This is a genomic window from Tsukamurella soli, from assembly GCF_039541155.1.
GTDB lineage: Bacteria > Actinomycetota > Actinomycetes > Mycobacteriales > Mycobacteriaceae > Tsukamurella > Tsukamurella soli.
In genome coordinates this window covers 12,029-35,540 of the sequence record NZ_BAABFR010000048.1, presented here as the reverse complement: position 1 = coordinate 35,540, position 23,512 = coordinate 12,029, and the positions used below count along the sequence as shown (strand labels likewise).

At 70.7% G+C, this 23,512-nt stretch carries 19 protein-coding genes and 2 pseudogenes; 17 read left to right on the top strand and 4 right to left on the bottom strand.

Annotation, left to right across the window (positions count from 1 at the left end):
- The 11 genes and pseudogenes from ABD908_RS15480 to ABD908_RS15430 all read left to right on the top strand — a co-directional run.
- Window positions 1–666: ATP-binding cassette domain-containing protein (locus ABD908_RS15480; RefSeq protein WP_344997481.1), on the top strand; the 666-nt coding region annotated here is incomplete at its 5' end.
- A 208-nt stretch (window positions 667–874) separates the two neighbouring features.
- Entirely contained in the window at window positions 875–2,590 is a 1,716-nt protein-coding gene (gene efeU / locus ABD908_RS15475; RefSeq protein ID WP_344997479.1) for an iron uptake transporter permease EfeU, read from the top strand.
- A complete protein-coding gene (gene efeO / locus ABD908_RS15470) occupies window positions 2,587–3,810 on the top strand; it encodes an iron uptake system protein EfeO (protein WP_344997477.1) in 1,224 nt (407 codons plus the stop codon). Before efeU ends, efeO begins: the two co-directional genes overlap by 4 nt.
- A 62-nt stretch (window positions 3,811–3,872) precedes the next feature.
- Window positions 3,873–5,132, top strand: a complete 1,260-nt coding sequence (gene efeB / locus ABD908_RS15465; protein WP_425584385.1) for an iron uptake transporter deferrochelatase/peroxidase subunit — start codon at window positions 3,873–3,875, stop codon at window positions 5,130–5,132.
- Between the two features lie 130 nt (window positions 5,133–5,262).
- Complete coding sequence (locus tag ABD908_RS15460) at window positions 5,263–6,504, top strand: acyl-CoA dehydrogenase family protein (RefSeq protein WP_344997473.1); 1,242 nt, start codon at window positions 5,263–5,265, stop codon at window positions 6,502–6,504.
- A gap of 4 nt (window positions 6,505–6,508) precedes the next feature.
- Entirely contained in the window at window positions 6,509–7,387 is an 879-nt protein-coding gene (locus ABD908_RS15455) for an LLM class oxidoreductase (protein ID WP_344997471.1), read from the top strand.
- Window positions 7,384–8,673: an NtaA/DmoA family FMN-dependent monooxygenase gene (locus ABD908_RS15450; RefSeq protein ID WP_344997469.1), complete on the top strand. Its 1,290-nt coding sequence runs from the start codon at window positions 7,384–7,386 to the stop codon at window positions 8,671–8,673. The genes ABD908_RS15455 and ABD908_RS15450 overlap by 4 nt, the downstream gene beginning before the upstream one ends.
- A 66-nt stretch (window positions 8,674–8,739) precedes the next feature.
- Window positions 8,740–10,278, top strand: a pseudogene (locus tag ABD908_RS15445) (APC family permease).
- 34 nt (window positions 10,279–10,312) lie between these two features.
- Window positions 10,313–11,107: an alpha/beta fold hydrolase gene (locus ABD908_RS15440; RefSeq protein WP_344997467.1), complete on the top strand. Its 795-nt coding sequence runs from the start codon at window positions 10,313–10,315 to the stop codon at window positions 11,105–11,107.
- Window positions 11,104–12,399, top strand: a complete 1,296-nt coding sequence (locus tag ABD908_RS15435; RefSeq protein ID WP_344997465.1) for a hypothetical protein — start codon at window positions 11,104–11,106, stop codon at window positions 12,397–12,399. The genes ABD908_RS15440 and ABD908_RS15435 overlap by 4 nt, the downstream gene beginning before the upstream one ends.
- Complete coding sequence (locus ABD908_RS15430) at window positions 12,384–13,586, top strand: GNAT family N-acetyltransferase (protein WP_344997463.1); 1,203 nt, start codon at window positions 12,384–12,386, stop codon at window positions 13,584–13,586. The genes ABD908_RS15435 and ABD908_RS15430 overlap by 16 nt, the downstream gene beginning before the upstream one ends.
- 54 nt (window positions 13,587–13,640) lie before the next feature.
- Here the strand turns inward: ABD908_RS15430 and ABD908_RS15425 are convergent, their stop codons facing one another.
- Window positions 13,641–14,243: a TetR/AcrR family transcriptional regulator gene (locus tag ABD908_RS15425; protein WP_344997461.1), complete on the bottom strand. Its 603-nt coding sequence runs from the start codon at window positions 14,241–14,243 to the stop codon at window positions 13,641–13,643.
- Between the two features lie 94 nt (window positions 14,244–14,337).
- On the opposite strand from ABD908_RS15425, the gene ABD908_RS15420 reads away from it, so the two are divergent.
- Genes ABD908_RS15420 through ABD908_RS15410 form a run of 3 tightly spaced genes read left to right on the top strand, consistent with a single transcriptional unit; the run spans window position 14,338 to window position 17,086 of the window.
- Window positions 14,338–15,855, top strand: a complete 1,518-nt coding sequence (locus ABD908_RS15420) for an FAD-dependent monooxygenase (RefSeq protein WP_344997459.1) — start codon at window positions 14,338–14,340, stop codon at window positions 15,853–15,855.
- Window positions 15,852–16,478: a DUF3159 domain-containing protein gene (locus tag ABD908_RS15415; RefSeq protein WP_344997457.1), complete on the top strand. Its 627-nt coding sequence runs from the start codon at window positions 15,852–15,854 to the stop codon at window positions 16,476–16,478. The genes ABD908_RS15420 and ABD908_RS15415 overlap by 4 nt, the downstream gene beginning before the upstream one ends.
- Window positions 16,475–17,086, top strand: a complete 612-nt coding sequence (locus ABD908_RS15410; RefSeq protein ID WP_344997455.1) for a TIGR03086 family metal-binding protein — start codon at window positions 16,475–16,477, stop codon at window positions 17,084–17,086. The genes ABD908_RS15415 and ABD908_RS15410 overlap by 4 nt, the downstream gene beginning before the upstream one ends.
- Here the strand turns inward: ABD908_RS15410 and ABD908_RS15405 are convergent.
- From ABD908_RS15405 to ABD908_RS15395, 3 genes and pseudogenes are all read right to left on the bottom strand, one after another.
- Entirely contained in the window at window positions 17,083–17,895 is an 813-nt protein-coding gene (locus tag ABD908_RS15405; protein WP_344997453.1) for a nitroreductase family protein, read from the bottom strand. The two genes, ABD908_RS15410 and ABD908_RS15405, sit on opposite strands and share 4 nt — an antisense overlap.
- A gap of 44 nt (window positions 17,896–17,939) precedes the next feature.
- Complete coding sequence (locus ABD908_RS15400) at window positions 17,940–20,183, bottom strand: putative bifunctional diguanylate cyclase/phosphodiesterase (RefSeq protein ID WP_344997451.1); 2,244 nt, start codon at window positions 20,181–20,183, stop codon at window positions 17,940–17,942.
- A 73-nt stretch (window positions 20,184–20,256) separates the two neighbouring features.
- A pseudogene (locus tag ABD908_RS15395) lies at window positions 20,257–20,453 on the bottom strand (steroid 3-ketoacyl-CoA thiolase); the annotation flags it as partial.
- Window positions 20,454–20,726: 273 nt separating this feature from the next.
- Between ABD908_RS15395 and ABD908_RS15390 the strand changes: the two are divergent.
- The 3 genes from ABD908_RS15390 to ABD908_RS15380 all read left to right on the top strand — a co-directional run bounded on the left by ABD908_RS15390 (window position 20,727) and on the right by ABD908_RS15380 (window position 23,510).
- Window positions 20,727–21,014 carry a hypothetical protein gene (locus ABD908_RS15390; protein ID WP_344997449.1) on the top strand — a complete coding sequence of 96 codons (288 nt, stop codon included), beginning with the start codon at window positions 20,727–20,729 and terminating at the stop codon, window positions 21,012–21,014.
- A 250-nt stretch (window positions 21,015–21,264) separates the two neighbouring features.
- Window positions 21,265–22,473 carry a hypothetical protein gene (locus tag ABD908_RS15385; RefSeq protein ID WP_344997447.1) on the top strand — a complete coding sequence of 403 codons (1,209 nt, stop codon included), beginning with the start codon at window positions 21,265–21,267 and terminating at the stop codon, window positions 22,471–22,473.
- Window positions 22,474–22,511: 38 nt separating this feature from the next.
- Complete coding sequence (locus ABD908_RS15380; protein WP_344997445.1) at window positions 22,512–23,510, top strand: AAA family ATPase; 999 nt, start codon at window positions 22,512–22,514, stop codon at window positions 23,508–23,510.
- The last annotated feature ends 2 nt before the right edge of the window (window positions 23,511–23,512 follow it).

Sequence of the window (23,512 nt, the reverse complement as noted above, 5' to 3'; positions counted from 1 at the left end):
GGCCAGCAGCAGCGGGTGGCGATCGCCCGGGCGCTCGCGCCGCGGCCGCGGCTGCTGCTGCTCGACGAGCCCCTATCGGCGCTCGACCGGCAGCTGCGGGACCGCCTCGCGGGTGATCTCGGGCGGATCCTCCGCGAGGAGGGGATCCCCGCACTGATCGTGACGCACGACCACGACGAGGCGGTGGAGTTGGCGGATGCGGTGGCGGTGATGGACGGCGGGCGGATCGCGCAGGTCGACACGCCCGCCCGGCTGTGGCGCCGCCCCCGGACTGCGCGCATCGCCGAGTTCCTCGGCTACTCGTCGGTGGTGGCCGCGCGCGTCGAGCGCGGGCAGGCGACGTCGCTGCTGGGGCCGGTCCTCGTGAACGCGCCGGACGGGCAGTTCCACCTCGGCCTGCGGCCGGGCTCGGTGGTGATCCAGTCGCGCGGGGTGCGCGCGGTGGTGCGGCACTCGGTACCGACGGCGGACGGTGTCCGGATCAGGGTGCGTATCGAGTCGGGCACCGTCGGCGGGCCGACCGGGGTGGGTACCGTCGGCGGGCCGACCGGGGTGGGTACCGTCGGCGGGCCGATCGAGGTGGACGCCCTCGGTGACACCGCGCCGGCCGACGGAGAGACGGTGTGTGTCGCGCTGGATCCGCGCCGGATCGCGCTGATCGGCTGAATCGCCGCCAGGCGAAGACTTTACCGACAGGGTGGTATCTCTTGCCTGTGTCGTACCGGTGCCCACGCGGCTGGCCCCCACGATCGGTGTAATCGGGGCGTTACCGGACGGATGACGGTTTCGTCCAGCGCGCGAGCACAGCCTACACTCACGCAGGGTAACCTTCGACGTTGAACTGTGCTCGACCAATCGTTTACCAGGGAGTCCGATGTTCGCCACCCTCGTCATAGGTCTGCGGGAAGGACTCGAGGCGGCGCTCATCGTCGGCATCATCGCCGCATTCCTGCGCAAGCAGGGCCAGACCCGGGTGCTGGTGTGGATGTGGCTCGGCGTGGCCGCCGCCGCGGCGCTGTGTGTCGCCGTCGCGATCGGCCTGGAGGTGCTGGCGGGCGATCTGCCGCAGCGACAGCAGGAGATGCTCGAGACGGTGATCGGTGTCGTGGCCATCGGGATGGTCACCTACATGATCGTGTGGATGCGCGGCCATGCCCGCGACCTCAAGGGCGAGATCGAGAGCGCGGCGTCGGGAGCGGTCGCGAACGGGTCCGCGATCGCGCTGGCGGTGATGGCCGGCCTGGCAGTACTCCGCGAAGGCCTCGAGACATCGGTGTTCCTCGTGGCGGCCTTCAATGCCGGCGGCAACGCCGGCGCGGCCGGATTCGGTGCTGTGCTCGGCATCGCGATCGCAGGGGCCCTGGGGTACGGCATCTACCGCGGGGGCGTGCGGATCGACCTCGCGAAGTTCTTCAAGGCGACGGGGCTGATGCTGGTGCTGGTGGCCGCCGGCCTGGTGATGACGGCGTTCCACACCGCGCACGAGGCCGGGTGGATCGACTTCGGGCAGCGGCAGGTGGCGAACCTGACGTGGCTGGTGCGCCCGGGCTCCCTGCAGGAGTCCCTGCTGACCGGCGTGCTGGGTCTGCAGCAGCGGCCGGTGGTGATCGAGGTCGGCGGCTGGCTCGTGTATCTGGTCGTGGTGGGCGCGACCGTGCTGTGGCCCGCGGGCCGGCCTGCGCCCCTCCGCTCTCTGGCGGCCGCCTTCGGCACGGCCGGCCTGGCCCTCGTGGTGTCGGCGGTCGTGGTGGTCGCCGGAGCGCCTGCCGCACCCGCACTGCCGCCCGCGACGCTGGCGCTCGGTGACGTCTCCGCCGCGAGTACGGCGGGCATCCTCGCCGGTCGGGCGGTCACGCCACCGTCGGGCGTGACGGTGACGGTGGCGCACGCCGACAGTGCGCAGGCGACGGGCACGCTGCACACCGGCCCCCTCGCGACGGCGCTGCCCCGGCTCACTGCGACCGGCGGCGAGACGCCCGGCGGGGCTGGATACACCCAGGTCGCGAGCCCGGATGTCGATATCGCCGCGCTGGTGCCGGGGGCGCCCACCACCGTCTCGCTGCCGCAGATCATCGCTGCGAACGGCGGCCGGATCCCCGTCGGGCTGAACATCACCACGTTCGGCGGAGCGGCGAAGGTCGTGTACACCGCGGTGGCGAACGTGTCGGTCACGGTCGACCCCGCGACCGGGCGGCCGGGCGCGGGTCACGTCGTCTACGCCGTGACCGCCACCGCCGTGCCGACCCGCGGCGCGGCGACAGTGCTGGGCAAGGTCGCGACGGTCACCGTCGCGCACAGGCAGACCGCCGCGGAGTCGGCCGCGGTCTCAGCCGCTGCGGCGCAACGCGACTCGCGGGCGTCGCGAACCGGGGGACTGCCGATCGGGCTGGCCGTGGCCGGTGCGCTGGCGGGTGTGGCGGCGGCGTTGTCGCTGCGGGGCGTTCAGCGGCGGTCCCGCCGCGGCGCGCTGCAGCCGAAGGAGACCTTCCAGGGTGATCGGCAGCAGGCCGTGAGCGTGGGGGCTGCCGAGAAGAAGGCAGATGCGAAGGCCGAGAACACGGCCGACTATACGAAGGAGAGACTGCCATGAAGGCAGGTAGGTTCCTGGCCACCGGGACAGCGGTGGTGGGCGCGCTGGTTCTGAGCGGCGGTGCTCTGGCGGGCTGTTCGAGCTCGGATTCGGGGTCGGACTCGGCTGCGGGAGGTTCGTCCGCTGCGACGAAGACCGTCGAGGTGGAGATGACGTCCGACGGCTGCAAGGCCACCCCGGGCACCGTCGACGCCGGACCTGTCACGTTCGAGATCACCAACACCGATGCCGCGGCCGTCACCGAGGTCGAGCTGATCCTCGACAACCGGATCCTCGCCGAGCGGGAGAACATCGCGCCCGGGCTGGCTTCGGTGTCGTTCTCGCACAAGCTGGACGGCGGCACCTACACGCTGTACTGCCCGGGCGCCACCAACGAGAAGACCACGTTCACGGTGACCGGGAAGGCCGCGGAGGCCACCGGATCCATTGCGGACCAGCTGAAACAGGGGGCCGCCGACTACAAGACCTACGTCATCGCGCAGGTCGGCAGCCTGGTCACCGCGACCCAGGCGCTGACCGACGCGGTCGACAGGGGCGACCTCGCCGCCGCGAAGGCCGCATACCCGAAGGCGCGCCCCTTCTACGAGCGGATCGAGCCGGTGGCCGGCGCCTTCTGCACCGACGGATCGACGGACTGCTCGGACAAGAACTCCACGAGCCTCGACTTCGCTATCGACGCGCGGCCGGCCGCGCTGGGGCCCGGCGACAAGTGGGAGGGCTTCCACGTCGTGGAGAAGCAGCTGTTCCAGGCGAACAACCTGGACGGCATGAAGCCGGTCGCCGACCAGCTGCTGACCAACGTGAAGCTGCTGCAGAAGGTCGTCAGCGAGCCCAGATTCGGCTTCGCACCGGCCGACATCGTCAACGGCGCGGGCGACCTGCTCGACGAGGTGTCCACCACGAAGCTGACCGGCGAGGAGGAGGCGTACTCGCACATCGACATCCTCGACATGCAGGCCAACGTCGAGGGCTCTGAGCAGGCGTTCGCGATGGTCAAGCCGGCTCTCGAGCAGATCGACCCGCAGCTGACGCAGACCATCACCGACGCATTCACCAAGTGCGACAAGCTGATCGACTCGTTCCGCGACAGCGCACAGCCGGGCGGCTTCAAGCTGTTCACCCAGGTGTCGGCGGACGACAAGAGGAAGATGGCCGCAGCGGTCATCGCCGTCAAGGACCCGCTGGCCACTGCGGGCGGGAAAGTCGCGGCCGCCAGCTGATGGATCGACCCACGCATCCGGCACCGTCCGATGCGTCAGCCGCCGAGGGCCCAGGCGATCGCCTGGGGCCTCGGGTCGGGCGGCGCGGCTTCCTCACCGCCGGACTGACCGGCGCCGGTGTGGTCGCCGGCGCCGTGGCCGGCGGTGGCGTGGCGTACGCGGTGACCTCTGACGGGCAGGCCGACCCGGCCGACGAGACCGTCCCCTTCTACGGCGACCACCAGGCCGGAATCGTGACGCCGCAGCAGAACTCACTGGTGTTCGCCGCCTTCGACGCGACCGACACCGCGACGGCCGAGTCGCTGCAGGTGACTCTCGCGCGGTGGGCGGCGGCCGCGAGCCTGCTGACGGTCGGCAAGCCGATCGGCCCGGTCGAGACCCGCGCGGGCGCGCCCCCGGCGGACACCGGCGAGGCGTTCGACCTCGGCGTGTACCGGCTCACGGTGACCGTCGGCTTCGGCGCGAGTATGTTCGACGACCGGTTCGGGCTGAAGGGCAAGCTGCCCGCCGCACTGCAGCCGCTCGGGCAACTCGCGGTGGACACCTCGATAGACCCGTCCATCAGCGGCGGCGACCTGTGCGTGCAGGCGTGCGCGGAGGATCCGCAGGTGGCGTTCCACGCCGTTCGCAACCTCGCGCGCATCGGGCGCGGCACCGTGGCGATCCGGTGGCTGCAGCAGGGGTTCGGCCGGGCGTCCGCGACGTCCACCTCGCAGGTGACGCCGCGGAACCTGATGGGCTTCAAGGACGGGACCGATAACATCAAAGCGGAGGACCCGGGCGTCGCCGACGCGCAGGTGTGGGTCGGCGACGAGACCGACCAGTCGTGGATGACGGGCGGGAGCTACCTGGTGACCCGGAAGATCCGCATGCACCTCGAGGCGTGGGACTCCGACGACATCAGCGACCAGGAGCGGATCTTCGCGCGGCACAAGGACTCCGGTGCCCCGCTCAGTGGCGGGACCGAGTTCACGAAGCTCGACTTCCACAAGCGTGGGGACACCGGCGCGACGGCGATCGACCGGCGCTCGCACGTGCGGCTCGCCCACCCCGATAACAACGGTGGGGCGCAGATCCTGCGGCGCGGCTACAACTACACCGACGGGATGGACAACCGCACCGGCACCCTCGCGGCCGGGCTGTTCTTCATGGCGTATCAGAAGAACGCGCACACCCAGTTCGCGCGGATCCAGAACAGTCTCGCCGAGGACGGGCTGAACGAGTACATCACCCCGATCTCCAGCTCGCTGTTCGCGGTCCCGCCCGGCCTGAATCAGATCGGCGACTGGTACGGCAAGGAGATGTTCGGCTACCCGGGGTGAGCCCGCCGATCGGGCGGCTTCTCTGCGGAATCCGGGCTGTCGTCTTCAGAATCCGGGCGATCGCAAGGGGAGCCGCGGCGATGGTCCGCGCGTAGCGTTGCTCGTCGTTCCGGAACGGGAAGGGCGCGACATGACCACCACCGCAGACCTCACCTATCTCCGGCCGCCGACCGCGACCGACGCGCACCTCGCCGAGACGTTCCAGCCGGTGTTCGAACGGATCGCGGAGGGGAGCGTGGAGCGGGAGCGGGATCGGGAGTTCCCGCACGAACAGGTGCAGTGGCTCAAGGACCGCGGGCTGGGGGTGGTGCGAGTCCCCACCGCGTTCGGTGGGTACGGCGCCTCGTTGGAGCAGACCTTCGCGCTGCTCGCGGACCTCGGCAGCGCCGACCCCAACGTCGCGCACATCTGGCGCAACCATCTGGCGTTCGTGGAGGACCGGCTCAACGCAGCGCCGTCGGAGACCAATGACCGTTGGCTGCAACGGTTCCGGGACCGGGAGTTCGTGGGTGGCGGATGGACCGAGGCGAACAACGGCACGTTCGCGGACCTGAAGACCTCGGTGCGGCGGGACGGGGACGGGTGGCGCGTCGACGGAGCGAAGTTCTATGCGACGGGCAGTCTGTACGCCGACTGGCTGGACGTGTTGGGCCGCGACGACGACGGCGGTGTGCTCACCGCGCTGGTGCGCCGCGCCGATCCCGGAGTCGAGTTGCTCGACGACTGGGACGGTTTCGGCCAGCGCACGACCGCCAGCGGGACCGCCAACTACCACGGCGTCCCGGCGCGGCCCGGAGACGTGTTCCCGGCGGGGGAGCGCTTCGTCTATCAGGGCCACTTCTATCAGACGGCCATGCTGTCGGTGCTGGTCGGCATCACCCGCGCAGTCGTGCGCGACGGTGTCGCGGCGCTCCGGGCGCGCGGTCGGAACTACCCGCAGGCCCTGGACCCCTCGCCCACCGCCGACGCGCAGCTGCTCCAGGTCATCGGGCAGGTATCGGCGCATGCGTTCGCCGCCGAGGCGGCGCTGCGGGCGTCGTCGCGGACCCTCGACCACACCGCCGCCGCGCACGCCGCCGGAGATCTGGAGGAGCGACGCGAGCGCCTCGTCGAGGGCGAGGTCGCAACGGCTCGAGCGCAACTCGTGATCATCGACGCCGCGCTCGCGGCCACCACCACCGTCTTCGACGCCCTCGGCGCGTCGGGCGTGTCGACGACGCGGGCACTGGATCGGCACTGGCGCAACGCCCGTACGCTCGCCTCGCACAATCCGCGCGTGTACAAGGCGCGGATCCTCGGCGACTGGTACGTCAACGGTACCGACCCGGTGCCGAACCTCGCGGAACGTGGCCGCGGGGGCCAGGGGGACTGAGCGCATGACCACCCCCTACCTCGCCCTGGGGCTGTCCGGCCCGCACCTGCTCGAATTGGCAGGCGATGCCGGGCTCCTGGCTCGATGGGACGGCCTTCCCCTCGCATTCACGGTGCTCGGCATCGATCGGATCGAGGCGGGGCCGCCCGCCACGGCGACCCTGGACGGCAGCGCCGCCGGCGCCGCACTCGCCGGGCGCACCGACAGTGGCCGGTTCCTGGTCGCCGCCACGCCGCAGCGCGACCACCCCTACAACCTCGCACGTCGTGTCGCCTCGCTGGGGCACCTGTCCCGCGGCCGCAGCGGTGTCGTGTTCGGCGTGCGCGACGCGTACGCCGCGCGTGCCTCGCTCGGGCCCGCCGGGGACGGCGAGGGCGCCTGGGCGGGAGCGCGACTCGGCGATCCGGCACCGCTGAACGCGGACACGGCGGCGGCCGCGGCGAGGGCGGTCCGAGCCCTCGAGCGGAGTTGGCCGCACGACTCGATCGTCGCCGACCGGGCGGCCGGGATCCTCGTGCGCTCGCACGAGATCACGCACGTCGACCTCGAGGGTGCGTACCGGATCGCCGGCCCGCTCAATGCGCCGGAGCCTGCCGCCGGTCCGTCGGTGATCGCCTGGTATGCAGCAGAATCCGGCGGAACTGTGGCGGACGGGCAGCCCTTCGACATCGTCCTCGGGCCGGGGGACCTGCTCCGTGCCGGTCCCGACCGGCCGCTGGCCGACGTCCTCGCCGCAGCCGAGCGGCTGCTCACCGGGCGGTACGCGCCCGCGCCGCGCGGGCCGCTCCGGGCGGCGCTCGGTCTCGGCGTGCCGACCCGCTGGCCCGGCGGACGACCGGCGTTCCCTGCCCCGCAACCGAATCCGGCGCTGGGAGCGGGATGACCCGACGTACCGGCCATGTCATCCTCGGGATCAACGCGCTCGTGCTCGGCTACCTCCCCGCCGCCTGGCGGTCGCCGCTCCTGCAGAAGGACTCGTTCGTCGACCCCGGCTACTGGGAGCAGATCGGCCGTACCGCCGAGCGCGGAACGCTGGACGCGGTCTTCCTCGCGGACGGCCCTTTGCTGGGAGATCCGGCGTACGACGCCAATCCGATCCGGCTCGAGCCGACCGTCAACTGGGGGTACGTGGCGGCGGTGACCGAGCGGGTAGGGCTGGTCGCCACCGCGTCGACGACGTTCAACGACCCGTTCGAGCTGGCGGAGCGGCTGGCGTCCTTCGACTACCTGTCCGGCGGGCGGGCGGCGTGGAACGTCGTGACCACCCGCGGCGCGCCGGCGGCCCGCAACTTCGGACTCCCCGACGTGCCGCTGCGCGACGACCGGTACGAACGAGCCTCCGAGTTCGTGGATGTCGCGCGCGCGTTGTGGGACTCCGCGGCGACGGGCGACGATGTGCGACACCACGGCGAGTTCTTCGACGTCGAGGGCCGGCTGCGCGTGCCGCCGTCGCGCCAGGGCCGCCCCGTGCTGTTCCAGGCCGGCGGCTCGCCGAAGGGGCGGGCGCTGGCGGGCCGGATCGCCGAGGGGGTGTTCGCCGCCGAGCTCACGCGGGAGCAGGCCGTCGAGCACTACCGGTTGGTCAAGCGCCTGGCTGCCGGGTCGGGGCGCACACCCGACGATGTCAAGATCCTGCCCGGCCTGCTGCTGAGTCTCGGCAGCACCGAGGAGGAGGCCCGGCGGCGCAGCGACGAGCTGCACGACGCGGGACCGGCGTCGTACTCCATCGGTTGGCTGTCGCAGTCGATCGGCTACGACGCGTCCAAGCTCGCGCTGGACGAGCCCTTCCCCGAAGAGGTCCTCGCCGCACCGGTCGATCCCCAGACATTCACGGGGAGCATCGGATTCCGCGAGTCGATCGTCACACAGATCCGTGCTACCGGTCCCACGGTGCGCGAGTACCTCCGGCAGACGCGGTACACCGGGTCCGGCCACGCGGGCTTCGTCGGTACGCCGGAGCAGCTGGCCGACCACATCGAGGACTGGTTCCACGCCGGCGCGATCGACGGATTCAACCTGCAGCCCGATGTTCTCGTGGACGGACTCGAGGTGATCGCCGACGAGCTGGTGCCGATCCTGCGGCGCCGCGGCCTCTACCGCCACGAGTACGAGACCGACACCCTGCGTGGACATCTCGCTGCCGCTGCGCCGTCTGCGCCCCTCGGATGACGCGGGGTTCGCATCACGCTGTGTGAATCCATCGACCTCCCAACGGGTTACGAATACCGTTCGATCATGACCGCAGAACGACTCATACTCGGCGAGGCCGCCGCCGCTGCGCCGGGCCGCGCGGACGATCGTGCATCCGGCGGCGGGGACGATGGACTCCCGAGCGGCGCCGTCTCCGGCATCGGGGTGTTCGCCCAGGGCTTGGCGGCGGCGGCCCCGAGCGTCGCGCTGGCGAGCGTGCCCGGCTCGCTGTTCCTGGTGGCCGGGAAAGGCGCGCTATGGGCGGCGGTGATCGGCGGAGTCATCGTGTACCTGGTCGCCATCGTCATCGCCTTCCAGGCGAGGCGCACCGTGTCGTCGGGCTCCCTCGGGACCTACGCGGGGAACGGGCTGGGACCCGTCGCGGCGTTCGTCACCGGCTGGGCGCTGGTGATCGGCTATATCGGCTTCGGCGCCGGCGGTGTGCTCGGCGCCGTGCTGTACTTCAACTCCTTCCTACAGGAGATCGGCCTGCACACCGATCATCTGGCCGTCAAGATCGGGCTGCTGGTCCTCGCCACCGCTGCCTCCCTGTACATCCCGTACCGCGGGGTCGGCGTCTCCGTGCGGCTGGGCCTGGGCTTCGAGGTGGTCTCGCTGCTCGCCATCTCCGTGATCCTGGTGACGTCCTATATCCACTACGGGGCGCGGATCGATACCGGGCAGTTCGCCCTGGGCCACCTCGGCTCCAGCACGGTGCTCATCGCGGCGGTGACGGCCGTCGGTTCGTATGCGGGCTTCGAGAGCGCGGCGTCCCTCGGGCACGAGGCCCGCGACGCCCACCGCACTGTGCCGCGCGCGGTCGTCCGGCTGGTCCTCGGGCTCGCCGTCGTGTACCTGCTGGCGACGTAGCCCGAGGTGCTCGGGTTCGCCGGCCCCAAGGCACTCGACCCGGACGCCACACCGCTGCCCACCGTCGCCCAGAACGTGGGCGCGGGATGGGTCACCTACGTCGTGGACCTGTCCCTCGGCACGGCGATGATCGTGTTCTCGGCCGCCGTCATCAACTCCGGATCGCGCAGCCTCTTCACGCTGGCCCGAGAGGGTGCCCTGCCCGCGTCGCTCGGTCGCGTGCACACGCGGTTCCGCACACCGTCGGTGTCGATCGCCCTGGTGGGGGCGGTCGCGTTCGTCGTGGGACTGGTCGGAACCCTCACCGCCGTCGGGCGATTCCAGTGGGACGTGTACGTCGGCATCGTCTCCAGCTACGCCTACCTGTTCGCCTACCTCCTGGTGGCGATCGCGACGCCGCTGTGGCTCAGGAGGATCCGTGCGCTGACGCCGGTCACGCTGGCGGTGTCGGCACTCGCCGTCCTGGGCATCGGGTACGTGATCTACAAGAATCTGGTACCGGTCCCGGTCGGTGCGTACCGCTACCTGCCCTACGTCTTCGCCGCGCTGCTGCTCGTCGGCCTGGCGGGGTTCCTCCGGCTGCGGGTCACCCGGCCCGAGGTGGCGGCGCGTGTCGGATCGATCCAGACACTGTCCGAGGTCGAGCAGCAGCGGCTCGCCTCCCTCGGAATCGCGGACGCCGTCCGCACCGGCTCCACCGCCGCAGACCGCTAGATCCGTCCCGGACAACCCGCTAGAGGAGACCGCGATGCCCTACTTCGACGGCGCCGAAGGGCGCGTGTACCACCGGCACTGGGCCGTTCCCGAGCGGCGCGCGGCGGTCGTGTTCCTGCACGGCTTCGGCGAACACAGCGGGCTGTACCACCGGTACGCCGCCGCGCTCGGCGCCCACGGCATCGACCTGTGGGCCCTGGACGAGATCGGCCACGGGCTCAGCGACGGGGAGCGCGGCCGGTTCGGCGCGTTCGGTTCCCTCGTCGAGAACGCCCGCGCGCTCACCGATCTCGCGCGCGCCGAGCGACCGGGTCTGCCGCTCGTCGTCGCCGGGCACTCGCTCGGGTCGCTCGTCGCGCTGGTGGCTGCGCTCGACCACCCGGCCGATTACGCCGGTGCGGTGCTGAGCGGGGCGCCGCTGTCGCCGCTGCCGTGGATCGTCGACCACGACGAGGTCGAGGGCGGCACCCTGGATCTCGATCCGGCGGCGCTCTCGTCCGACCCGTTCTACCTCGACGAGCTCGAGAACGACCCGCTCGCGTTCACCTCCGCCGACGCCGTCGACGTACTGGCGGCGGCGTTTCCGCCGGTGTGGCGGCGGCTCGACGCCGAGCTTCCCGGCGTCACCCTGCCGATCCTGGCGGTGCACGGCCAGCGTGACGCCATCGCGCCACTCGGGGGCGTGGCCGCGTGGCGGGATCGCCTGCCGGGCCTGCGGATCAGCGTCGTCCCCGGCGCGGGACACGACGTCCTCAACGAGGTCGCGCATCGTCGGGTCGCGGACGATGTCGCGGCCTTCGTCCTGCAGCGTGCCGGGGTGCCGGCGTGAGCCTGGCCATCGCAGACCACGAGCGGGAGGCGATCGCGGCGCTGCTCGCGTTCCCGCTGTTCGCCGCCATCAACGGCCGGCGCTCGCGGCGGTTCCCGGTCGGCGGCGAGATCCCCTCGGGCGAACTGGCATTCACCAGCTCCCGGCCGGTGCAGCCGCTCAGCGAGGTGGAGCGAGCGCTGGTGCTCGCTACCGTGACAGGCGTCACGGGGTGGAACTTCGGTATCACCCACCACCCCGGGTATGCGCCCGCTCTGCCGAACTACGCCGGTTCCGCCGTGGGGCGTACCTTCCCGTCGGCGGCGGGCTTCCACACCACGGACTTCTTCTTCACCGACGACTCGGGAACCTACTTCCTGTCCAGTCGCGACGCCGCACCAGAAGGCGAGATCTCCACGGACGGTGCGGTTTCCGACATCGACGCATGGCTGGACGCGACCGTGTCCCGCTACCGCAGATTGTCCGACCGGCGGATCCACCTGCCGCGCGCCGAGCCGTACCTCGAGGGGCACAACACCTGGATCGCCAACCACCCGGGCTCGCTGCTCGTGATCCCCGTCGCCGACCTGGCTCAGCACCTCATCGCGAACCTGGCGTTCTTCCTGCAGAACGGCTATGGCGTCTATGACGATGTGCACGGCCGGCCCGTACCGGGCGCAGACGACCCGTCGCTGCGGCACGCCGGCGAGCCGTTCCCGCTGTCGTTCGTGGAGCAGTACACGCTCGCGGAGGCGAGCGCCGAGCTGATCGCGGCGGTGTATCCGGGGCACCTGGCGCTCGGGGCGATCGGCCTGGGCGGGTGGACGTTCGACGGGATCGACCGGTTATCGATCCTCGGCGCGTCCGGTGACCCGGACGTCCCCGGGCTGGGCTTCCACGTCGAACACGACGACGCGTGGCCGCTCCCCAACCCGACGGGGTTGCCCGGCGTGTTCGAGACGCTGTCCCGGCCGCATGTGCGCGACGCCGCAGACGCCGTGGAGCGGTTCGCGGCCCGCAAGTTCGGCGCCGGCGGGCCGTTCCATCCCGCCACCCCCGGGCCGTGGAGCGACTCGCCGCGGGTGCGCGGCTCCGCTGCACGGTACGACGAACACTTCCTGCGGCTGCTCACCGACCAGGTGCGGTATATCGACGACACTTTCGGCAAGGTGCCGGGCGCCGTACCCACCGTGCACATCCTGAACTACCTTCAGGCCCACCACCTGGACACGGATTTCTACGACCACCACTTCGGGCCGGGTGCATACCTCGGGACCCACCGCGACCACGAGCACGTATGGCACGGGCGCTGATCCGGCCGCTGGCCGGCGCCGACGAGGTGGCGGCGGGCCTGCGGGTGTTCTTCCGGGCGATGGTGGGGCTGCCCGTATCGACCGTCGACCCCGTCGAGGCGACCGAGGCGGGCCGGTTCCTGGGCGCGTTCGACGGTGGCGAGATCGTCGGCGGCGCAGACGCGTACACGAGTGGGCTGGTGGTGCCCGGCGGAGCCCTGGTGCCGCACGCGGCGGTGACCCACGTCGGTGTGCTGCCGACGCACCGTCGGCGCGGGCTGGCCGGCAGGCTGCTGATCGAGCAGCTGCGGGACGCGGCCGCACGCGGTGAGATGGTGGCGTCGCTGCGGGCCTCGGAGGCCACCATATACGGCCGGTACGGCTACGGCATCGCGAGCGAATCCCGCTCGGCCAGAGTATCGCTCGCGCGCGCCACGCTTCGTCCCGAGGTGCCGGCCGGCGGCACCGTCCGGCTGGTCGACGGCGCCGTCACGACCGAGCTGCTGCGCGGCGTGTACGACCGCAGCCGGGGCGTCGGGGTGATCACGCGGCCCGACGGGTGGTGGCGTCGCCACGAACTCGCCCGCGCGTCCGCGACGGCGCCGTGGTACGCGGTGGTGCACAGCACCGGCGGTGTGGACGACGGCTACGCGCTGTATCGGCCCGAGGACACCACCGGGTGGTTCACCAGCGCCGAGCGGGTGGTCACCGTCACCGATCTCGTCTCCCTGAGCGGCGGCGCCCGCGCGGGCCTGTGGCGCCACCTGCTGGCCCTCGACCTCGTCGATGTCGTGGTCTTCGACTCGCTCGCCCTCGACGACCCGCTGCCGCTCGCCACCCTCGACCGGCGCGCCGTGGAACTCGGTGCGGCACATGATGAGACGTGGCTTCGACTGGTGAACGTCGAGGCGGCGCTGCGGGCCCGCAGCTACGGGACGGCGAAGCCGGTGGTGATCGGCGTGCGGGACCCGATACTGCCGGCCAACGAGGGCGCCTACGTCGTGGGTCCGGACGGTGCGGCGCGCACGGATGCCGCGCCGCAGCTCACCGTGGACGTCGGGACACTCGCCGCCACGTATCTGGGCGGGACCCGCTGGCGGGCGCTCGCGTCCGTGGGGCGGGTGGACGCCCGCGACCCGGCCGCCGTGGCCCGCGCCGATCTGTTGTTCGCGACGGCGGCACTGCCGTTCTCCGGCACCGTCTTCTGATCGTTGTTTCCGATCGTTCTTTCCGATCGTTCTTTCCGATCGTCTTTCCGATTGTCACGGTGCCGTGAGGATCGGCACGATGATCTGGTCGACGATCTCGACGACGACGTGGTCGGGTACCGGCATGGCGCGCTGCGACTCGATCCGCATGAGCTGCGCCGGTAGCTGTACGACACGCGGAGGGAGTGGCCTTCCGCTGACCTCGCCGCGTGCCACGGCGCGGGTCATCACCTCGGCCATCGCGGGACCCAGGTCGACCTGCGGCATCCGCGACTGTGTGGCGCCGATCAGCTCCGGGTCGCTCAGAATCGCGGTGCGCAATGAGCGGACGATCTCGGGGGGTGTGGCGACCAGCCAGTCGGCCAGCGGTCGGAGCAGGGCGATCAGGTCGGACCGCAGGTCGCCCTGATCGCCCTGCGGGAACTCCGGCGGCGGGACCTTGTTCCGCAGAGCTGCGAGGGCGAGTTCCGCGCGGTTGGCCCAGCGGCGGTACAGCACCGGCTTGCCGGTGTGTGCCCGCTTCGCGACGGCGGCCATGCTCAGCTGGTCGTAGCCCGACTCGGCCAGCAGCTCCCACACGGCGTCGTAGATCGCCTGCTCCAAGGCCAGGCCACGGCGACGCCCGCTCGCTGCGTCGTCATCGGTCGAATCGGTCATGGTGGCGGGTTCTCCTCCTTGGGCGGGGTCTCTCAGTCGACATTTAAGATACTGTGGTTCCCTATATGGGAGGGGTGACTGAAGGAGACACGGTATGGAGGCTATCGACGTCCTGATCGTCGGTGCGGGCCCGGTGGGGCTCACGCTGGCCGTCGAGTTGGAGACCGCGGGTGTGCACGCGGTGGTGCTCGACCGGTTGGCCGTTCCCGACGCCGTGCCGAAGGCGCGCGGGGTCGGGGTGCTGGGCAGCGAGGCGTTGCGGCGGCGCGGGATGGGGGCGGCCCTGCAGCGGTGGGATTCCGCCCTCCGTCGGGAGTTCCGCCGCGAGATGGGCAGCGACCGTGGCCAGTTCGCGTGGATCCACAAACTCGACACCACCGTTCTCGGTGGCGGCGACGGCCGGACCGGCGCGCTCATCTGGCAGCCCGACCTGGAGCTGGTGCTGGCCGAAGCGGCTCTGGGGCTCGGGTGCGACGTGCGGCGGGGGCAGCGGGTCACGCAGATCCGCCAGGACGGCGGACGTGTGCACGTCGCTGTCGAGACCGACGCGGGTGAGGTGCGGTACGCCGCGTCGTACGTCGTCGGCTGCGACGGTGGCCGCTCCGTGGTGCGCAAGTCGGCCGGCTTCGAGTTCCCCGGCGTCGACGCGACGACGCTGACACGGGTGGCCCGGGTGCGACCGGTCGATCCCGAGGCCTTCCCGGCGCGGATCCGCACCGCTCGGGGGACCCTGCAGTACCGCGAGTTCCGGGACGGCTGGGTGCGGGTGCGTGTGAGCGAGCCGGACCCGGACGGGATCGGTGCGCGCGAGACGGCCCCCGTCACCGTCGGCGAATTCCAGGACTCGCTCGAGCGCGTCACCGGGGTCGACGTCCGGCTCGACGAGATCGCCGAGGCGCGGCGGATGCGGGTGACGTCGCGGCAGGCCGCCACGTACCGGCTCGGGCGGATCCTCCTGGCGGGAGATGCGGCTCACGTGCATTCGCCGGCGGGTGGGCAGGGCCTCAACCTCGGCATCATGGACGCGGTGAACCTGGGGTGGAAGCTCGCTGCCGTGGTGGCGGGGGACGGCGACGATGAGTTGCTGAACAGCTATACGCGCGAACGACACCCGGTGGGCGCCCGGGTCATCGCCAACACCCTCGCGCAGGCCGCCCTGCTGGAGCCGACGCCGGAGGTGAACGCGCTGCGCGAGATCTTCAGCGACCTCATGGACATCCCGGACGTCCAGGCGCACCTCGGTCGGCTGCTGTCCGGGGTGGACGAGCGGTACCCGCTGCCATACGTCGGCGAGCATCGATCACTGGGTATGCACCTGCCGGACTTCGTCGTCGACGATACGACCCTGTACATGCTCATGTCCGGCGGCCGGCCGCTGTTGCTGTACACCCCGTTCGCCGCGGAAGCTGCGGCGGCTGCCGCTGATTGGGACGACCGTGTGCATGTCGTCCCCGTACATCTGCTCGGTCGGCTCGACCTGTCCGCCGCGCTGATCCGGCCCGACGGAGTGCTCGCGTGGGCGGCCGGGGTGAGCGATGAGCCGGCACTGGACTCGCTGACCGACGCTCTGAGTACGTGGTTCGGACCCTCGCGGTCGGCGGTGGCGCGATGACGCCCGAGCGCCGCCGCGGACGAGAGACGGTCGCGATACTGCCGGCATTGGCCGTGTACCTCGGGCTGGAACTGTTCGGTGCGTCGGCGTCGGTCGCGCTCGCGTGCACCGCCGCGGTCATCGTCACCACCGCGGGGTGGTTGGCCCGGCGTGGCGCGCTCACCCGCATGTCACTGGTGTCGATGGCGGTGTTCGTCGCCGTCGCGGCTCTCGTGTCGATCACCGGCGACCTCTGGCTGTTCCTGCTCAAACCCGTTGCGACCGGCGTCCTTCTCGGAGCGGCGATCCTGCTGAATGCGAGGCGCCGGGAGCGGCCCTACTCCTTGGACATCCTGTGCCGGCTGCGCCCTCGACGGCGCGCGGAGTTGGAGCGCCGGTATGAGGAGGACCCCGAGATCTGTCGGCGACACCGCACCGTGACCACGATGTGGGGCGTCGTCGTGATCGCCGACGGCATCATCCGAGGTGCGGCGCTCCTCGCGTTGCCCCCGTGGCTGGCGATCGTCACATCGATGCCGTTGACCATCGTCGTCGTGGCGTTGGGGGCCTGGCTGTCGTTGCGCTATCTGTCCGTTCCGCCGCCGGCGGAACGTCGACTCGCTGGACAAGAGAATCGGGAGTGAACAAGGCCATGGACATCATCGACGCGTACATGCGGGTATCGGCGCAGACGGAGGCGCTGGTCCGATCGATCCCGGACGACCGGTTCGGTGGCGCCACACCGTGCTCCGAGTGGGATGTGCGGGCGCTCTGCAACCACGTCTACGTCGGCGAGATCATCGTCTCCACCCGCATTCTCGGGCTTCCCCAGCCGGACCCCAAATCCACCGAGGATCTACTCGGCGACGATCCGAGGGGGAGGATCTGCGCGGCGTTCGACGAGTTGCGCGGCCTGTTGACGACGATGGACGATCTCGATCGGACCGTCTACACCCATCGCGACGGGAGGAGTCACGCGCGCAACCTCGCGGGTCTGTTGTCGCGTCGCATCGCCGACCTGCTGGTGCACAACTGGGATCTGGCGAAGGCGCTCGGTCGGTCGACCGCCGACTTCGATCCCGAGCTCGTCGCGTGGACCTTGGAGCACTACCAGAGCAGGTTCGCGGGCTACGAACGGACCGACCCGAAGATCATCGGCTCGGTCGCGGTACAGAGGCCGGCCCCGGCGGGGGCCGGGGACGCGGATCGGTTGGCGGCGTTCATGGGGCGGGACGTGAACTTCACCGCCTAGCGAGATGGCAGCCCCCGGCGGGTGAGGTGCTCGCGGAGCAGGTGTCGGCCCTTGAGGCTGTCGCGATCGCGCAACCGGGCGAGCACCGGTTCGATCCATCCCGCATCGCGGCGGTACTCCGCGTTGTACCCGGCGAGCCGCCGATCGTAGGTGTCGATCGCCGTGTCGGCGGCCGTGTCGTACACCTCGTGGTGCAGCACGGCGCGCTGCGGCAGGCGGGGTTTCACGCCCGCGGCCTCATCGGGATCCGGGACCCCGACCGCGAGCCCGAACGCCGCGAACACGCGGTCGGGCAGGTGCAACTCATCGGCGATCCGATCCGGATGGTTCCGCACGGCGCCCACGAACACCGTTCCCAAACCGAGGGATTCGGCCGCGAGTGCGGCGTTCTGCGCGGCGAGCGCCGCGTCGACGAAGCCCAGGATGGTGCTCTCCAGGTACTCGGGGGCCTCGAGCGGTGAATCGAGGGCCTCCGCGAGGCGCGCGGCGCGACCGAGGTCGGCCAGCCACACCAGGAAGAGCGGTGCCTGGCGCACCGCGTCCTGGTCGCCGACCAGCTGGGCGAGGCGAGCCCGGCGCCGTGGGTCCCGCACCGCGATCACGCTCCACGCCTGCAGATTCGACGATGTCGCCGCGGATTGCGCGGCCGCGACGATCGCGGTGAGCTCGTCGTCGCCGACCGGCGAGTCGAGGAACGATCGCACGGAGCGGTGGGCGAGCTGAAGCTCGATGGTGGCGCTGGTGCGCCGGAGGGAGGTCAGGTCGGGGTCGCGATAGCGGACGGCGACGGGATGGCGGGTGACGGTCATCGTCGAATTGTGCGCCCGGGTGAATCGCGGGGCCACCATTCGGCTCAACCGGAGGCCGAGGGTGCGGTGCTCGATTCGTCCCCGAGCAGCGTGCGGAAGGCCACCTCGCGCGGCTGCGGGCGCCCGTGGAACCATCCCTGCGAATAGGTGCATCCGATCTCCGCGACCAGGCCGTGAACCGCGGCGTCCTCGACGCCCTCCGCCACCGTGTCCAACCCGAGTGTCGACGAGATGGACTGGATGGCGGCCATCACGACGCGCTTCTTCTCGCCGTCGGGGCCGTGGTCGCGGGCCGCGGGAATGACGAACGACTTATCGATCTTGACGACGTCGATGGGAAAGGTGCTGAGGTGGCTGAGGGCCGAATAGCCCACACCGAAGTCGTCGAGACACACCCGGACTCCGAGGTCACTCACCCGGCGGAGAACTGCAGTGGTGGCGTCGACGTCGGAGATCAGCGCAGTCTCGGTGAGTTCGATCCACAGGGCCGCCGATGGGACGCGGTGTGCCGCAAGTGCTGCCGCGACGCCATCCGCGAAGCCGGCGTCCCCCAGCTGGCGCGCCGATACGTTGATCGATACCGCGATCCGACATGTCGGATCCGCGCGCCAGAGGTCGGCGATCACCGCGACGGCGGAGTCGAGCACCCACTGACCCATCTCGATGATCAATCCCGACGACTCCGCCATCTCCATGAAGTCGGCGGGGCTGCGCAAAGCACCCTGGTGGCGCCACCGCAGCAGGGCCTCGAAGGCTACGACTCGGTCTGTATCGGTGTGGACGATCGGCTGGTAGTGGAGCTCGAAACTACGCTGCTCGACAGCCTGACGAAGCGCGCCGGCCAACTCCAGCTCGCGGAGTGCGTCGGATCGCATACAGTCGTCGAACACAGCGCACCGTCCGCCGCCGTCGGCCTTCGCCCGGTACATCGCCGAATCAGCTTCTTGGATCAGGTCGTCCAGATCGGCGGGGTCGGCACGATGGGCGATACCGACGCTGGCCGACAGGGTGATCGCGCCGCAGCTCGAATCGAGTGGGCGGCCGAGCGCGTCGACCACGGCACGCGCGAGCTCGCGGGCGGCCTCGAGCCCCGCTCCCGTCGATATCACGAACTCGTCGTCGGCGTACCGGAACGCGGCGCCCCGGTCGCCCACGAGGCTCGTGATCCGCTGGGCGGCCGCGGCGATCATCTCGTCCCCGACTCGGCGGCCGTGGCCGTCGTTGACCATCTTGAGATTGTCGATCTCGACGAAGAGCAGACTTACATCCGCACCGCTGGTGAACGACTCGTACAGCCCCACCCTGTTGGGTAGTCCGGTGAGCCCGTCATGTGTCGCGGCGTGCCGCTCTTCGGCCTCGCGGCGCTCGACCGCTCGGAGTGCGCGGTCGCTGCGGTACAGGATGGCGCAGAAGAGCCCTACAGCGACGAGGACGCGAACCACGCTCTGGATCTCGCCTGGCGCGGGACGGAGTGCGGGCGCGACCGCTACAGAGAGGCACACCGTCGCGATCTCGATGAAGCGGTACGGCGCTGCAGCCCGGGCGTCGGTTGACGAGGCGGCCCCGCGCGTGACATCGGGGTGCAAGGCGGCAGCGCCGAACAGTGCGAAGCCAGCGGCGGCCACCGTGCGGTGGAGGGGGTGAACGGCGCTGTCCGTGAACGACCCGTACTCGAGTATTGCGTCCGCAGCGATCATCAGCACTAATCCGAGGCGCAGTAGCGCGAAGGTGCGGTTCTGCCGGGCGACGACGGTCGACACCTGCGTCACCCACACCAGCAGCGCGGAGTCGATCCCGAGGCGCACTGTCACAGCCAGGTGATCGCCGTGGGCGACGCCCATGTACTGCCGACCGAGCCACCAGCACGCGATCCCGACGGCGAGGACGCCGACGACCACCGCGAGGACTGGCCGGACTACCTGGCGGCGGGCAAGCCCCTGCACGCGGAGCCACCGGACGACGCCTACGGCTGCGATCAGATGGCCGCATACGACGAGCGCCTGGATGGGAACCGGTCCGGCGCCCGCCGTGATCCGAAGCCACGCGTAGGTTTTCGCCACCGCTGTGACGGCCACTCCCGTGTACGTCAGAGCCATGGCGGACCGGGCGTGGGCGCTCGCGAGCACGATGGTCAGCGCGCCCACCGCGCTCGCCATCAAGCCGGTGACCGGCGCCAGTCCCGCGAGGGCCACCGGCGGCCCGACGGTCGAGATCACCGCGTCGACCGCGAGGGACAGCATGAGGTATACCGCCCACGCTGCGAGTCGTCCGCGACCGTGTGTACCCATCTGTTCCCCGATCGGCCGCGGCATCGGCGATGCGTGCTGTTCGACCACTCGAATCTACGGCACGCCCGGTGGCTCAGCCCAATCGCTCGACGATCGTCCCGTTGGCGAGTCCACCCGCCTCGCATATGGTCTGGGGCCGGTAGCAGCCGCTGGTCTGCTCCAGGACGGACAGCAGCGTCCTCAGGCGGGCGGGTGCCGCTTGCGCCGAGTGGGCGGCCGATCGCTCGGCGCGCTGCCGTTGACGTCGACCTTCGCAGGGTCGGCGCCCGTCATCCCCGACCGCCGTCGGTGTGCACGTGTGCGCGCCGCGTGCGGTCGAGGCGCGCGGCGGTGTCGACACGGATGTACACAGTGATCGTCTGATGCGACACGCTGGCGGCGGTACGCGCGTGTGTCGACCCATTGCAGGTGGTGACCGCGGCATCACTGATCATTCAGTGCCACTTCATGGAAGAGGTAGAAATATTCGCTGGATCTTTGCGACGCGAGGGGTCATCCTGGACTGAGTCCAGACCGTCCGACTCCCCGATCGAGGTGATCGCCATGCGAAACAGTGCCGCATCCAATGGATTCCGTGATTCGATGCGTGTGGCGTGGCGGGCCTTCCTGGAATTCCGACGGACTCAGATCGAGTTGAGCGAGCGTCGGCTGATCCTGCTCGAGCCATGGACCCACGACCTGCTGCACTGGGGCGCCGACGGCACCCTGCACGGCACCGTCGTCACCGGGCCGCGGATGCCGGTGCCGGTCACGCGCGACGGGTGGTGCCCGTGCCGGCCGTTGGACGCTCCGCTCCGGCGGGCCGCCGACCGTCGCTGCGGCACGGCGTGACCGTTTCGGCCGGGATCGTCGATCGGGCCGCCTGCCGGGCCGCGTCGTACCGCCGCGCGCCCGGCGCCCGCTGCGCTGCGCGACCGACACCGCGACCGGCCGCTTAACGACTTCTTGGGGAATCCTTGTCGGGCGTCTCAAGCGCCCGGATTCCGCGCGAAGACCGACCCCGACCGTGCCTATACTCAGCCGCGTCAGGTATTTCCTGAGTCGATCTACATGGGCTGGTCGACGGGGCGAGGGGGACGAAATGACCGATGGGAACGGCTATCCCGGCGGATCGACGCACGGCTACGGCGGGCCGAATCCGGTCGGCGGGCCCGGCCCGGGACAGTTCGGCCAGTCGGGCCCCGGAGGAGGGCCGTTCGGCCGCCCCGGCGATGGGCAGCAATGGCCGGGCGGGCGGTCGCCGGCACAGCCCGGGTATGTCGGCGGGCCGCCGCCGGGCATGCCGTTCGGTGCGGGGCAGTACGGGCAGCCGCAGTTCGCACCGCCGCCGCCCCGGCGGAACAGGAAGCCGCTGATCATCACCGCGCTCGCAGGCGTCGCGGTCGTCGTGATCGTGGTGATCGTCGTAGCGGTGACTCTCGCGGCCCGGAGCGGCGGCGGTGCCGGCTCTGCGGGGGACGCCGTGAAGGGATACCTCGCCGCCCTGGCCCGTGGCGATGCGGACGCCGCGCTGGCTTACGGGGTCGACCAGCCGGCGAGCAGAGAGCTGCTCACCGACGACGTTCTGAAGCAGCAGATCGCGAAGTGGCCGATCACCAACGTCCGGATCCTCGACGACACGTCGTCGGGCAATGCGAGTGGCGTGGGGATGGCGACGGTGCACGTCGCTGCGACGTTCGGCACGACCGTCTCGGACGCGACGGTCGACGCGAAGAAGGTCGGAAACACGTGGAAGCTTGCGACCGCGGCGGTCAAGATCACGGCCGACGTCGGGGGATCGGAGGACGCGTCGGCAGACACCCTCACCGTCTTCGGCAAGCCCGCCGGTACGGGTACGGCATACGTCTTCCCCGGCTATCAGGCATTCGGGAGCTCCGATCCGTACCTGGACGTGACCGCGACACCGCTGCTGCTGGACAAGCTCGACTCCTTCTCGGCCGGCTTCATCTCCGCGCAGTACACGCTCAACGACGTAGGCAAGAAGGCGATCAACGACGCGCTGGTCGCCGCGTTCGCCCCGTGCCAGAAGTCGAAGCTGCTGGCCCCCCCGAACTGCCCGATGTCGATCGATTCGGATGATGGGCTCACCGACGGGGCGGTCTCGTGGGGTACCCCGGACGTGAGCGGAGTGTCCATCTCGATGTTCGACGAGTACCAGCTCCAGGCGCTGCTCTTCGGGCAGGTCAAGGTGCAGGTTTCCGGGAACGGGCAGCCGGGCACCGTCACCGACTACGTCAACGCGACGGTCGATCTGTCGAAGCAACCGCCCGTCATCAAGTTCGACAGCTAGACGTCGCCGTTACGCGCGGTAGGTGCGAGGGGAGAACCATGACCACACGTGTGCAGCCCGGGAGGGCAGACCTCGACGCGGCTCACAGAGTCGTCGCGGCGGTGTCGGCGGCCTTCGGCCAGAAGGTGGTGGGCCAGGACGACCTGCGCGAGTCACTGCTGGTCGGCCTGTTGGCCGGTGGCCACGTGCTCCTGGAGAGCGTGCCGGGTCTGGCCAAGACCACCGCGGCGAAGGTCCTCGCGGAATCCGTCGGCGGCCGGTTCCAGCGGATCCAGTGCACCCCGGACCTCCTTCCCAGCGACATCATCGGCACGCAGATATACGAGGCGGCGACCGGACGATTCACGACCCGCCTCGGGCCTGTGCACGCCAACGTCGTGCTCCTCGACGAGATCAACCGGTCGAGTGCCAAGACCCAGAGCGCGATGCTGGAGGCGATGGAGGAGCGCCAGACGACCATCGCAGGCGAGGTGCACGCGCTCGCTGACCCGTTCCTGGTGATCGCCACGCAGAACCCGATAGACCAGGAGGGGACGTATCCGCTGTCGGAGGCGCAGTCCGACCGGTTCCTGATCAAGGAGGTCCTGCGGTACCCCACCGTCCAGGAGGAGGTCGAGGTGATGCTGCGCATCGACGCCGGGGTCTACGCGAACCGGAGCCGATCGCAGGCCGTCGTCGGGCTCGAGGACGTGGTGCGGGTGCAACAGATCGCCGCGGCGGTGCACATGGACCCCGTCTTGATGCGGTACGCCGGCGAGATCGTGGCGGCCACCCGCGTACCCGGGCGGTCGCTACCGCAGCACCTCGCTCGGGTCGTCGAGTGCGGGGCCAGCCCACGGGCGACCATCGCCCTGTGCCGGTGCGCCAGGGCTGTCGCGGTGTTGGCGGGACGCAACCACGTGATCCCCGACGACATCGCGCGCGTGGCCCACCGCGTGCTCCGGCACCGCATCATGCTGGGGTTCGAGGCGGGGACGACCGGGGTGCGTTCCGACGACGTGGTGGACGCGGTCCTGCACGGCGTCCGGATCCCCTGAAC